Raw genomic sequence first — 13,207 nt, forward strand, 5'->3', positions numbered from 1 at the left:
GAGCCGTCACGCGAATGGTGAAATGCTCATGGAGTTTCATCATTCACGCGACGGCTCTGTTTACATGTTGAAATGGACACCGTTCGAGATCACTCGAGGCCCGTTTCCTCTGGCAGTCCGAGCATGATGTTCATGTTCTGCACCGCAGCACCGCTCGCACCCTTTCCGAGGTTGTCGAAAACTGCGGTCACCGTCGTCTGCTCCTCATGTCCACAGACCACGATCTCGAGGCGGTTTGTGCCGGCAAGCTTATTTGCATAGAGCTTGCTGTCATTCTCGCCGAACGGCACGACGGATACGAAGTGCTCATCACGATAGTAGTCTGCGAGCTTCGCACAGATCTCCTCCGCGCTCGGTTGCCCAGGCAGAAGCCGGTTCTGGAGCATAATCGTCGTCGCCATGCCCTTATAATAATCGTCCACGACCGGCATGAACACTGGCGGATACGCGAGTCCCGTCACCGTCTGCATCTCCGGCAGATGCTTATGCTGCAGGTTGAGACCATAGATGCCCGGCGCGTCCAGCAGCTCAGAACGTCCTTCTGCCTCGTACTCCGCGATCATCTTCTTGCCACCCCCGGAGTAGCCGGTCAGGCTGTAGCAGTTCATCGGGTAGTCCTTCGGAAGCACGCCCATCGCCACCAGCGGAGCCGTCGTCGAAATGAAGCCCGTCGCATGGCAGCCCGGATTCGCCACACGCTTACTCGTGCGAATCGCCTCCCGCTGCGCCTTCGACAGCTCCGGATAGCCATAGGTCCAGTCCGGATTCGTCCGGTGTGCCGTCGACGCATCGATCACGCGCACGTTCGGATTATCAATGAAGGAAACCGCTTCTCTGGCACCTTCATCCGGCAGACAGAGAAATACGATATCTGCGCTGTTGAGATACTTCTTCCGCTCATCCGGATCGTGCCGGAGCTCCTCCGGAATCCGCAGCATCTCGAGATCCTCGCGTTGACCGATCCGGTCATAGATCTGAAGTCCCGTCGTGCCACTCTGACCATCGATATAAACTTTCGTCTTCATGATTTCCTCCCTGACCTTCCCGTTCATGCCATGCAGACGGATATTTTCATATATATTAGCAAATCTGCGTAGTACCGAGATATAGTTTTCTTACATACTTGATAAACGATGTGTTATGTAACAGTTCAAGCAGACAGGAGACCCGGAGGAGCGGCAACGGAGTACTGTGCCTCTGTTGCCGCCGCTCCGGGTCTCCTGTCTGAACTGTTACTGTGTTATAACAGCTATGAATTTTTGCACTACGCTTGATTCTTGACACTGCAGTGGAAAAGGCGTAAATTACGAATAAATCAATACAGAGCAAAAAACGTTGACGAGAAAAAGTAGCAGTTGGAGCGAGCCAGAGAGCTGTCGGAGGGTGCGAGACAGTGGAACGAAAGCTGTGAAAATCATCTCTGAGTTGCGCGCTGAACGCACTGGTTAGTAGGTTACGCCGGGCTGGTCTCCGTTAAAGGACTAAGCATTGATAGATGCGACAGAGTGGTCGTTTTATTCGACAATGAGAGTGGTACCGCAGAGGACTTTACAGCCTTTGTCTCTTTGATAAAAAGAGACAAAGGCTTTTTTTGTATCTGCTTGCACCGATCGATTTCAAAAACAAATCGACCATGTATGGGCGGATTCGTGATGAAGTAAATCCGTAAGCATTGGCCCTGTATGGATGGAAGAAGCTTTCAGCCGCTTCGGCGGATGAAATATAAAAACGTTTACATTTGTTGATACAATTTGAGGAGGAGACATTATGAGAAAGAACAGAATGATGGCCATGATGATGGCCGGTGCGATGGCAGCATCCCTGGCAGCCTGCGGATCATCCAGCACACCAGAGGCAACCACGGCAGCAGCCGCAGAGACGACCGCCGCAGCCGCAGACACCACGGCAGCTGCAGAGGAGACCACGGCAGCTGGTGCAGAGACCACAGCAGCCGCAGCCGATGATGATGTAAAGAACGCATCGAACGTTCAGCCGGAGATCCCGGAGGGCGCAACCGTGCTAAAGCTTGGTATGACCACCAACGAGCAGGATTCCTTCATGATCGCAGCGGTAAAGTTCGCACAGGATGTACAGGATAAGACCGACGGCAAGTATGCGATCGAGCTTCACCCGAACGGAGACCTCGGTGGTGAGCGTGATATGCTTGAGTCCATGCAGATGGGCACCCTCGATATGGGTATCGTGACGTCCGGACCGTTCGTAAATTTCTCCTCGGATATGGGTGTACTCGACATGCCGTATCTCTTCGAGAACAAGGAGCAGGCATACGCTGTGCTCGATGGTGAGGTAGGTCGTTCTCTTCTCGATACACTCGAGGGTTCCGGCCTCAAGGGTCTCGCATATGCAGAGAGAGGCTTCCGTGATCTCACAAACAACGTTCGTCCGATCAAGACCGCAGAGGATGTAAAGGGCCTCAAGATCCGTGTGATGGAGAACGAGGTTTACCAGAAGGCCTTCGATGCACTCGGTGTCAACGCAACGCCGATGGCATGGTCCGATGCACTGACCGCTTTACAGCAGGGCACCGTCGATGGTGAGGAGAACCCGATCAACGTTATCAACTCCTATAAGCTCTGGGAGTCCCAGAAGTACGCAACCCTCGATGGTCACAGCTACTCCACTGCGATCGTCACCATGTCCCTCGATAAGTTCAACGAGCTCGACGCCGACATCCAGCAGGTATTCCTCGATGCAGCACAGGATGCCGCAGAGTATGAGAGAGAGTGGGTAGCCGCTCAGGAGGCAGATCAGCTTCAGGCGATGAAGGACAACGGCATGGAGGTCGAGGAGAACCCGGATATCGCTTCCTTCAAGGCAGCTGTACAGCCGGTATATGATGCATATCCTCAGTATGCCGATTATGTAAAGAAGATCAACGACGTCATCGCTACAGTTAAGTGATTTTTCGGATCATTGGAAAGTGAAACGTTCGAAGGTATTGCTACGCAATCACTTCCTATCCGAACGTTCATATTAAGAAGTTTATGTAGAAATAAAGCTGAGACGGAGCCTGCGCGAGCAGGCTCCGTCTCAGAAACAGGGGTCGTACAGATACCTGAAACAGGTAGTGAAAGGGGCAGACAAAGTGGGATTTGTTAAAGCTGTTCATAAGTTGTCAGATGCGATCGATAAGGTGATGGGCTACGTCATCTTCGCGATGCTGCTTCTGATGGTCATCATCACCGGTGCGCAGATCGTGTGCCGTATCTTCTTTAAGTCGTTACAGTGGTCCGAGGAGGCCACCCGTTATTTACTGATCTGGTGCTCGATGCTCGGTGCAGGGTGTGTCTATAAGCACGGCGGACACATCGCCGTCACGGTACTGCAGGATGTGATGCCGGCACCGGTGAAGAGAGTGATGCAGCTTCTCGTGCATGCACTCTGTTTCGCCCTCTGCCTGGTGGTCGTTTACTACGGCTATAAGTATTTCGGAAAGCAGGGAACACAGCTTTCCGCATCCCTCCGCTGGCCGATGCGCTATGTATACTTAGGCATTGACCTCGGTTGCGGCCTTATGGCCGTACATGCGCTGGATGCGTTCCTGCAGCAGCTGTTCCACATGGATGAAGTGAAGGAGGTGGAGTCATAATGGCAGCCGTACTGTTTATTTCGTTCGCAATTTTACTTCTTCTCGGTGTTCCGGTCGGCTTCACCATCGCCATCGCCGCCTTCATCACCCTCGTCGCCGGTGACGTACCTGCCCTCATGATGGTGCAGCGTATCTTCACTGCGCAGGACAGCTTCTCGCTGATCGCGGTTCCGTTCTTCATCCTCGCCGGTGACCTCATGTCGAAGGGCGCCGTGTCGAAGGTGCTCGTCGAGTTCGCAGAGTCCCTCCTCGGCTGGATCCGTGGCGGCCTCACCATCGTTTCCGTCCTCGCCGGCATGTTCTTCGCCGCGATTTCCGGATCTGGTGCAGCGACCACCGCAGCCGTCGGTGCGACTCTCATCCCGGAGCTCGAGAAGCGCGGCTATCATGTCGATAAGTCTGCCGCCCTCATCGCCGCTGCCGGTACGATCGGCGTCGTCATCCCGCCATCCGTTCCGATGGTGCTCTACGCCGTCATCGCAGAGCAGTCGGTCAATACCCTTTTCCGTAACGGCTTCATCCCGGGTATCACGATGGGTGTGATCCTGATCGTCATCGCCCTCGTCGAAGCGCGGAAGCTCAACTACCCGAAGGGCACACCGCTCAGCGTGAAGAACGTCCTGAGAACCTTCCTCCATGCGGTCTGGGGCATCCTCATGCCGCTGATCATCCTCGGTGGCATCTTCTCCGGCTACTTCACCCCGTCCGAGGCAGCCGATGTCGCGGTTATCTACTCCATCCTCATCGGCTTCTTCGTGTACCGTGACCTCACGCCGAAGGGCCTCATGGAGATCATGAAGAACTCTGCGAAGACCTCCTCCGTCATCATGCTGATCATCGGCTTCTCCGGTCCGTTCGGCTGGGTACTGGCGAACTGGAAGATCCCGGAGATGATTTCGAAGGCTGTTCTCTCCGTTTCGAGCAATACCTACATCATCCTCTTCCTGATCGGTCTTATCATCCTGGTCTCTGGTGTCTTCATGGAGACCTCCTCCGCGATCATCCTGCTCACCCCGGTATTCCTTCCGCTCGTGAAGGCGATGGGTGTGAACCTCGTCCACTTCGGTGTGGTATTCGCCGTCGGTCTCGCCATCGGTATGATCACCCCGCCGGTAGCCATCAACCTCTTCGTCGCCTCGGGTATCACGGGACTTCCGATGACGAAGATATCGAAGGCCATCATCCCGTACCTGATCGGCCTCATCGTGGTGTTCTTCGTGATCCTCTATGTACCACTGGCGTTCCCAGGACTGATTCTGGCTTAAGAATTTCGTAAGGGGGTCTGACCCCATTAAATTTTTCTAAACAGAATCTAAACTGAAGTTTATGGGGTCAGACCCCATAAACTCCGGTGGCCGACACATGATATAATAAGTAGAAATACGCAATGTGATTTAAAAATACAGGAGGTACACTATGCGTAGTGATGTAGTAAAGAAGGGTATCGAGCGTACCCCGCACCGTTCACTTCTGAAGGCCGACGGCCTGACCGACGAGCAGATCCGCCGTCCGCTGATCGGCGTCGTCAATTCATTTACCGAGGTCGTTCCGGGTCATGAGCACCTGCAGCAGATCTCCCGTGCGGTCAAGGATGGTATCCTGATGGCCGGCGGCACGCCACTCGAGTTCAACACCATCGCTGTCTGCGACGGTATCGCGATGGGCCACGATGGCATGCACTTCTCACTGTCATCCCGCGAGCTGATCACCGACACCATTGAGTGTATGGCGAGCGGCCACGCTCTCGACGCCCTTGTCTTCATTCCGAACTGCGATAAGATCGTGCCGGGCATGCTCCTCGCAGCCTGCCGTCTGAATCTGCCGTCCGTTTTCGTATCCGGTGGGCCAATGCTGTCTCTTCATCAGCGTGACCTGAACACCGCGTTCGAGGCCGTCGGTGCGTTCAAGGCTGGTCTTATGGACGAGAAGGGCGTCCTCGACATCGAGAATACCTGCTGTCCGACCTGCGGCTCCTGTTCTGGTATGTTCACCGCGAACTCCATGAACTCCCTCTGCGAGGTACTGGGCATGGCACTTCCGGGCAATGGTACCATCCCGGCGGTCTATTCGGAGCGTATCCGTCTCGCAAAGCTGGCCGGCATGCAGGTGATGAAGGTCCTCGAGCAGAACATCCGTCCGCGTGACATCATCACTGCAGATGCGATCGAGAACTGCCTGACCACCGATATGGCCCTCGGCTGCTCCACCAATACCGCACTGCACCTCATGGCCGTAGCGCATGAGGCAGGCGTTCCGTTCGATCTTCATAAGATCAACGAGATCTCCGATCGTACCCCGAACCTCTGCCACCTGGCACCGGCGGGTCACCACCACATGCAGGACCTCATGGATGCCGGCGGAATCTATGCCGTCATCCACGAGCTCGATCAGCATGGCCTGATCCACAGAGACTGTATGACCGTGCTCGGTGAGACGATCGGTGAGGCGACGAAGGACAGCGTCAACCGGAACCCGGAGGTCATCCGTCCGTTCGATAACCCATACCTCAAGGAGGGCGGTCTCGCCGTGCTGTATGGTAACCTGGCACCACATGGCTCCATCGTCAAGCGTTCGGCAGTCGCACCTCAGATGATGGTCAATGAGTGCACCGCGCGCTGCTTCGACTCCGAGGAAGACGCCATCAAGGCGATTTACGGTGGCGAGATCAAGCCGGGTGACTGTGTCGTGATCCGTTATGAGGGTCCGGCCGGCGGACCTGGTATGCGTGAGATGCTCGGACCGACCTCTGCCATCGCCGGTATGAAGCTTGATACGACTGTATCCCTCATCACCGACGGACGTTTCTCCGGCGCATCCCGTGGCGCAGCGATCGGACATGTTTCCCCGGAGGCCCAGGCCGGCGGTACCATCGCATACGTGAAGGATGGCGATAAGATTAAGATCGACATCCCGAACTACTCCATCAACCTCGAGGTTTCCGACGAGGAGCTCGAGGAGCGTAAGAAGACCATGAAGGTACGCGAGCAGCGCAACCTCACCGGCTACCTCAAGAAATACGCGAAGCTCGTCCACTCCGCCGACTCCGGCGCGATCGTCGAGTAAGTTCTAGATACGAAGCATGTATTGAAACATGCTGAACACAGCGTTCGGATCCGCGGGTATATCGAGGACTCGAACCGGACATCTGACAGCGGATGCATTTCCCACGATGCATTTTGCCCCATAGAGCTCTGCCACTTACGGCAGAGCTCATTTTAAAGTTCCGATGAAATCCATCGATATTTCCATATTGACGACCGTAAAGTAACTACTTAAAATGAGGGGCTGTCAACCCTCTTTCAATAGAAGAAGCCAGGTATTTATACAGATAATCAGGTAGTATATGAGTAAAAGTAATGTTCAGAGCATGACGTCGGGCTCCCCGCTTCGTTTGATCCTCGTTTTCATGATTCCGCTTCTGCTCGGGAATCTGTTTCAGCAGTTTTACAACATCGTCGATGCGATGATCGTCGGGCGTCTGCTCGGTGCGGATGCGCTGGCCGCGGTCGGCTCCAGCTCGAGCGTCCAGTTCCTTGTGCTCGGTTTTTGCATGGGCAGCTGCGCAGGCTTCGGTATCCCGGTGTCACAGCGCTTCGGCGCAGAGGATATGCAGGGACTCCGGCGCTACGTGTACCACAGCCTCGTGGTGACGGTCATCATCGCTGCGGTACTGACGACATTGACCGCACTCCTGTGCCCGCTCATCATGCACATCATGCAGACGCCGGAAGACATATACCAGGACGCGTACCGGTACCTGCTGATCATCTTCCTCGGCATCCCGTTCACACTCCTCTATAACCTGCTGTCAAGCCTGCTCCGCGCGGTCGGAAACTCGAAGGCACCCTTCATCTTCCTCGCGATCTCGACCTTTCTGAACGTATTTCTGGATCTGTTCTGCATCGCGGTGCTTCACCTCGGCTGTGCCGGCGTCGCGCTGGCGACGATCACCGCGCAGGCCCTGAGCGGCATCGCCTGCCTCGTCTACATCATCCGCGTGATGCCGGTACTGCATCCGACGCGCGAGGACTGCCACTGGAACAGTACCGTGGCCCGGAACCTCGTCGTCATGGGCCTGCCGATGGGCCTCCAGTATTCGGTCACCGCGATCGGCTCGATGGTCATGCAGTCCGCGAACAACGGCCTCGGCTCCATCTACGTCTCCGGTTTCACCGCCGGCACGAAGGTGAAGCAGCTGATGCTCTGCCCGTCCTCCGGGCTCTTAACCTAAGGTCACCACGACCTCATGCTGCTCGCCGCTGAGCCCCAGCGGGATGACATTGCCGGCGACCGGAGCGCCATCCACCGTCATAGAGGTGACGCCCTTTTCAGCGTGGGCGTGGTTGTCGATCGTGATGTGGTAGTGACTGCCACGGTAGAGCCGATCGACGGTGTAGTGCTCGAGTGTATCCGGGATGCAAGGGTCGATGCGGAGACCGTCCAGGCTCGGTTGGATGCCGAGGATGTACTGGCTCATGCAGGTAAAGGTCCAGGCTGCGGTGCCGGTCAGCCAGCTGTTCTTGCCCTCGCCCGGGGTCGCCGCATCACGTCCGGCCACCATCTGGCAGTAGACATACGGCTCCGTACGGTGGATCTCCGAGATGTCCTCGAGATAGATCGGGCAGGTCTTCTTGAAGACCTCGAAGGCACGGTTTCCATGACCGATCATCGTTTCGGCTGCTGCGATCCATGGATTATTATGACAGAAGATCCCGGCGTTCTCCTTATATCCAGGCGGGTAGGAGGAGATCTCACCGAGCTCCACGTGATACCGTGTATAGGCCGGCTGGTTCAGTACGATACCATACTTGCACTCGAGGCGCTTCTCCACGGACGCGAGTGCCGTCGCGGCCTTGCCATCCTCGACACCGATGCCGGCCATGACACACATGCCCTGTGGCTCGATGAAGATCTGGCCCTCCTCACAGACGTGAGAGCCCACCGGATTCGAGTATGCATCGAAGGCACGGATGAACCACTCACCGTCCCAGCCAGCGGTCTCGACGGCCTCGACCATCGCGGCGACTTCCTGATCGACGGAGGCAGCCTCCTCACAAAGACCGATATGACGGCAGATATCTGCATATTCCTTTCCGTACTTCACGAACATGCCGGCGATGAAGACCGATTCCGCGACCGGACCCTCGGATGGACCGGTGGTCTGGAAGCTCTCACCCGGCTCCTCGGAGAAGCAGTTCAGGTTCAGACAGTCGTTCCAGTCGGCGCGACCGATCAGCGGCAGCTGGTGCGGTCCCTTATGCGTGACGGTGAAATGGAAGCTCCGACGGAGATGCTCCATGAGCGGCTTCGCATCCGTGAAATCCGAATCCCAGGCACAGGCTTCATCGAGAATCGAGAAGTCGCCGGTCTCCGCGAGATAGGCATGTGTGCAGGCAATCAGCCAGAGCGGATCATCGTTGAAACCGCCACCGATGTCAGCATTGCCCTTCTTGGTCAGCGGCTGGTACTGATGATAGCAGGAGCCATCCGGAAGCTGTGTGTTCGCGATGTCGAGGATGCGTTCGCGTGCGCGGGTCGGAATCAGATGGACGAACCCGAGCAGGTCCTGACAGCTGTCACGGAAGCCCATGCCACGGCCCATGCCGCTCTCGAAGTAGGAGGCGGAGCGGGACATGTTGAAGGTCACCATGCACTGATACTGATTCCAGATATTCACGACGCGGTTCAGCTTCTCGTCGCTGCTGTGTACCGTATAGCTGCTGAGGAGACCATCCCAGTAGGCCTTCAGCTCTGCGAGCGCAGCGTCCACCTGCGCGTCCGTCTGATACTTCGCGAGAAGCTTCTCCGCCGGCTTCTTATTGATGATGCCCGGCGCTTCCCACTTCTCGTCGACCGGATTCTCACAGTAGCCGAGCACGAAGATGAAGCTCTCGGATGCGCCCGGTGCGAGCTCAACCTTCAGATGATGCGAGCCGATCGGCTGCCAGCCATGGGCGATGGAGTTGCGACTCTCGCCGACGAGCACTGCCTCCGGATTATGGAAGCCGTTGTAGACACCGATGAAGGCGTCACGGCTTGTGTCGAAGCCGACGACCGGTCTGTTGACGGAAAATACCGCATAGTGATTCCGACGCTCGCGATACTCTGTCTTATGGTAGATCGTGCTGCCGATCACCTCGACCTCGCCCGTCGAGAAGTTCCGCTGGAAGTTCGTCTGATCGTCCTGCGCGTTCCAGAGACAGAACTCGACGAAGCTGAAGAGGTCAATGCTTCTGGCCGTCACACCATCATTTCGCAGGGTGATGCGGTTGATCTCACAGGCGTCGTCCACCGGCACGAAGGCCTCGAGCTTCGCCTCGAGCTGATTCTTCCGGCTTGTGATGACGGTATAGCCGAGACCGTGACGACACTCATACGAATCAAGCGTAGTCTGCGTCGGCTGCCAGCCCGGATTCCAGATGCTGTCGCCATCCTTGATATAGTAGTAGCGGCCACCCTGGTCGAGCGGACAGTTGTTGTAACGGTAGCGGGTGAGACGCAGGAGTTTCGCATCCTTATAGAAGGAGTAGCCTCCTGCCGTGTTCGAGATGAGACTGAAGAAGTCCCGGGACCCGAGGTAGTTGATCCATGGGAGAGGGGTCTTCGGAGTCGTGATGACATATTCTCGCTGTGCGTCATCGAAATGACCGAATTTCATAAAGCCTCCTTCTATATAATTCTTAAAACACAAAAAATAGAGTCTGAAATTAACAAATTTACGAATACGTTTTCGCTACACATAATTATATTTTCCTGGACAAAAGTTGTAAATAGAGCCGGCGAAAAAATCAACGAAATGTATATTTCGTACAAAAACGCATTTAAATATCTGTGAAATACTAGCTGTTTACAAGAAGACGAAATCGATTTAGAATGAAAATACGAAAAGGATTTCGGATGACAAATTCGAGAAGTGAAACGAAAGAAAAGTAATTTCGACCAGGAGCATCCGAAAGGAAAGATGAATCAGTATTATGGTAACGATTAAAGACATTTCGAAAGCGCTGGGGGTTTCGCCGGCGACCGTCAGTAAGGCACTGAATGGATATTCCGATATCAATCCACAGACCGCTGAACGGATCCGGGCCGCAGCGAAGGAAATGCACTATCTTCCTAATATAGCAGCCCGACAGTTAAAAACCAATCGTTCTCATAATATCGGTGTCCTGTTTGTAGATGCAACAAACTCAGGACTCACCCATGAGTACTTCGCAGCGATTCTGAACAGCGCGAAGGAAACCTTCGAAAAGCTCGGCTACGATGTGACCTTCATATCCGACACCATCGCCGGCACGAAGGCCAGCTTCTTGGAGCATGCACGCTACAGAAACTGTGATGGTGTCCTGATCGCCAGTGTGGATTTCACCTCCCCGCAGGTGGTTGAGCTCGTAAAGAGCGAGATCCCGACCGTCACCATCGATTATCCGTTTAATGATAAGAGTGCGGTGATGTCCGACAACCTCGAAGGTCAGTACGAGCTGACGAAGTACGTGCTGGAGATGGGACATCGCAGAATCGGTCTCATCCATGGTGAGATGACCATGGTTACGAAGAAGCGACTGAATGGATTCCGGAGAGCACTGAAGGAGTTCGGTGTCGAGCTGAATCCGATGTACGAGAAGGCCGGAGCCTTCCATGATGTGATGAGGACCGCGGAGGCGGTACGTGAGCTCATGGCACTTCCAGAGCCACCGACCATCCTGATGTGTCCGGATGATTACGCAGCGCTCGGAGCGCTGACCGAGCTTGAGAAGATGGGGCTTCGGATTCCGGAGGACATCAGCATCACCGGCTATGATGGCATCAATCTTTCCCAGGTGATTCGCCCGAAGCTCACGACCTACTTCCAGGACTCCACCGGTATCGGTCATCAGTCCGCACGGAAGCTCGTCGAGGAGATCGAAGAGAAGGACAGCTGTACCGCAGAGCAGATCATGATCAGAGGCAAGTTCCTGCCGGGGCACAGCGTAAAGGATCTTCGGGAAGAAGCATAGGACAGCGCTGAAGAAACGTGAAGACGCGGGATGATCTTCCGCCGGAAGCATTGGACGGATCAGACGAAATACAGGCACGTAAGAATGTACATGAAGTATCGAAGGATACTTTACATAATAAGAATCTTTTTGAGGGAGGACTCAATAATGAAAAAGAATGTGAAACGTTGGCTTAGTATGACGACTGTTGCGACGATGACCGTTGCATCACTGGCAGCCTGTGGATCATCACAGCCTGCAGCGACGACCGCTGCACCGGCAGAGACGAAGGCAGAGACCACCGCAGCAGCGACCGAGGTAACCACCGAGGCGGCGACCGAGGCAGCTTCTGATGAGGGTAAGGTGCTCAATATCCAGTGCTGGAACGAGGAGTTCAAGTCCAGACTGACCGACCACTATCCAGGATATGAGGCCGTCGATGGTACGACCGGTAAGATCGGTGATGTGACCGTGAAGTGGACCATCACACCGTCCACTGATAACGCATATCAGAACAATCTCGATACCGTACTTCCGGAGAATGAGAACGCGTCTGCGGACAGCAAGGTAGACCTCTTCCTTGTCGAGGCCGATTATGCAAAGAAGTATGTAGATTCTGATGTTGAGGTTACCGTTCCGGTCAAGGATCTCGGCCTCACAGAGGATGAGCTTAAGAATCAGTATCAGTACACGAAGGATGTCGTGACCGACGGCGATGGCAATCTCCGTGGTGTTTCATGGCAGGGCTGCCCGGGCGTGCTGATCTACAACCGTCAGGCGGCGAAGGATGTGCTCGGCTCCGATGATCCTGCAGATGTACAGGCTGCAGTGAAGGACTGGGCTACCTTTAACGAGACGGCGAAGAAGATGAAGGATGGCGGCTATACCATCACATCTTCGGTCAATGACTCCTACCGTGTATACTCGAACAATGTCACCACTCCGTGGGTAACGGATGGCAAGATCACCATCGATGACAACATCAAGAACTGGGTAGACGATTCCAAGGCACTCGTTGATGCAGGCGAGACCAAGACCTACGAGCTCTGGTCCGATGACTGGAGCAAGGGCTTCTATCCGGATGGTAAGGTATTCTGCTACTTCGGACCGGCATGGCTCATCAACTTCTCGATGGCTGCAGATACAGATGGATCGATCGCAAACCAGGGCGGCTGGGGTGCTGTTGAAGGACCGCAGGGCTTCTACTGGGGCGGCACATGGATCTGTGCAGCGAAGGGAACCGATAACCCGACACTCGTTGCCGACATTATGAGACAGCTCACCACCAACGAGCAGATCATGACCGACATCGTAAAGAAGGATAGTGATTTCGTAAACAACAAGCCGGCGATGGATGCCGCTGCAAAGGATGATTCCTTCGCATTCAAGGTACTGGGTGGACAGAACCCGCTCGCACTCTTCTGTGCAGGTGCAGATAAGATCGACCTTTCCAACATGACCAACTACGATCAGGGCTGCAACGAGGAGTTCCAGAAGGCGATGAAGAACTACTTCGATGGCAATGCTTCCTACGAGGACGCACTGAACCTCTTCTACACAGCAGTTGAGGAGAAGTATCCGGAGCTTTCACACTAATCGACATAAATGCCCGCCCGGTGGAGAG

At 55.0% G+C, this 13,207-nt stretch carries 9 protein-coding genes and 1 other annotated feature; of the genes, 7 read left to right on the plus strand and 2 right to left on the minus strand.

What is annotated here, in order from left to right:
• Positions 1-89: 89 nt before the first annotated feature.
• Positions 90-1,025, minus strand: coding sequence for an N-acetyl-gamma-glutamyl-phosphate reductase (argC, locus tag ACK8P7_RS03485; RefSeq protein ID WP_410042841.1), 936 nt, complete (start codon positions 1,023-1,025; stop codon positions 90-92).
• A gap of 301 nt (positions 1,026-1,326) precedes the next feature.
• Positions 1,327-1,568, plus strand: a binding site (T-box leader).
• 199 nt (positions 1,569-1,767) lie between these two features.
• Here argC and ACK8P7_RS03490 point away from each other — a divergent pair.
• The 5 genes from ACK8P7_RS03490 to ACK8P7_RS03510 all read left to right on the plus strand — a co-directional run bounded on the left by ACK8P7_RS03490 (position 1,768) and on the right by ACK8P7_RS03510 (position 7,841).
• The gene (locus ACK8P7_RS03490) at positions 1,768-2,922 is read left to right on the plus strand and encodes a TRAP transporter substrate-binding protein (protein ID WP_410042842.1); all 1,155 of its coding nucleotides are present in this window, start codon (positions 1,768-1,770) and stop codon (positions 2,920-2,922) included.
• A 184-nt stretch (positions 2,923-3,106) separates the two neighbouring features.
• Complete coding sequence (locus tag ACK8P7_RS03495) at positions 3,107-3,610, plus strand: TRAP transporter small permease (RefSeq protein WP_410042843.1); 504 nt, start codon at positions 3,107-3,109, stop codon at positions 3,608-3,610.
• Entirely contained in the window at positions 3,610-4,875 is a 1,266-nt protein-coding gene (locus ACK8P7_RS03500; protein WP_410042844.1) for a TRAP transporter large permease, read from the plus strand. Before ACK8P7_RS03495 ends, ACK8P7_RS03500 begins: the two co-directional genes overlap by 1 nt.
• 151 nt (positions 4,876-5,026) lie before the next feature.
• Complete coding sequence (ilvD, locus tag ACK8P7_RS03505; protein ID WP_410042845.1) at positions 5,027-6,673, plus strand: dihydroxy-acid dehydratase; 1,647 nt, start codon at positions 5,027-5,029, stop codon at positions 6,671-6,673.
• Between the two features lie 280 nt (positions 6,674-6,953).
• On the plus strand, positions 6,954-7,841 hold the full coding sequence (locus ACK8P7_RS03510; RefSeq protein WP_410042846.1) for an MATE family efflux transporter: 888 nt from the start codon (positions 6,954-6,956) through the stop codon (positions 7,839-7,841).
• Here the strand turns inward: ACK8P7_RS03510 and ACK8P7_RS03515 are convergent.
• On the minus strand, positions 7,833-10,268 hold the full coding sequence (locus ACK8P7_RS03515; protein ID WP_410042847.1) for a GH36-type glycosyl hydrolase domain-containing protein: 2,436 nt from the start codon (positions 10,266-10,268) through the stop codon (positions 7,833-7,835). The genes ACK8P7_RS03510 and ACK8P7_RS03515 overlap by 9 nt on opposite strands.
• Positions 10,269-10,584: 316 nt before the next feature.
• On the opposite strand from ACK8P7_RS03515, the gene ACK8P7_RS03520 reads away from it, so the two are divergent.
• Both ACK8P7_RS03520 and ACK8P7_RS03525 read left to right on the plus strand, forming a co-directional pair.
• A complete protein-coding gene (locus ACK8P7_RS03520; RefSeq protein ID WP_410042848.1) occupies positions 10,585-11,604 on the plus strand; it encodes a LacI family DNA-binding transcriptional regulator in 1,020 nt (339 codons plus the stop codon).
• Between the two features lie 177 nt (positions 11,605-11,781).
• Positions 11,782-13,179 carry a carbohydrate ABC transporter substrate-binding protein gene (locus tag ACK8P7_RS03525; RefSeq protein WP_410042849.1) on the plus strand — a complete coding sequence of 466 codons (1,398 nt, stop codon included), beginning with the start codon at positions 11,782-11,784 and terminating at the stop codon, positions 13,177-13,179.
• Positions 13,180-13,207 lie beyond the last annotated feature (28 nt).

It is taken from the genome of Oribacterium sp. P9 (genome assembly GCF_046365365.1).
Taxonomy (GTDB): domain Bacteria; phylum Bacillota; class Clostridia; order Lachnospirales; family Lachnospiraceae; genus Oribacterium.

Coding starts and splice junctions, on each gene's coding strand:
- argC (WP_410042841.1), bottom strand. CDS start 1,025: ATGAAGACGAAAGTTTATATCGATGGTCAGAGTGGCACGACGGGACTT.
- ACK8P7_RS03490 (WP_410042842.1), top strand. CDS start 1,768: ATGAGAAAGAACAGAATGATGGCCATGATGATGGCCGGTGCGATGGCA.
- ACK8P7_RS03500 (WP_410042844.1), top strand. CDS start 3,610: ATGGCAGCCGTACTGTTTATTTCGTTCGCAATTTTACTTCTTCTCGGT.
- ilvD (WP_410042845.1), top strand. CDS start 5,027: ATGCGTAGTGATGTAGTAAAGAAGGGTATCGAGCGTACCCCGCACCGT.
- ACK8P7_RS03510 (WP_410042846.1), top strand. CDS start 6,954: ATGAGTAAAAGTAATGTTCAGAGCATGACGTCGGGCTCCCCGCTTCGT.
- ACK8P7_RS03515 (WP_410042847.1), bottom strand. CDS start 10,268: ATGAAATTCGGTCATTTCGATGACGCACAGCGAGAATATGTCATCACG.
- ACK8P7_RS03520 (WP_410042848.1), top strand. CDS start 10,585: ATGGTAACGATTAAAGACATTTCGAAAGCGCTGGGGGTTTCGCCGGCG.
- ACK8P7_RS03525 (WP_410042849.1), top strand. CDS start 11,782: ATGACGACTGTTGCGACGATGACCGTTGCATCACTGGCAGCCTGTGGA.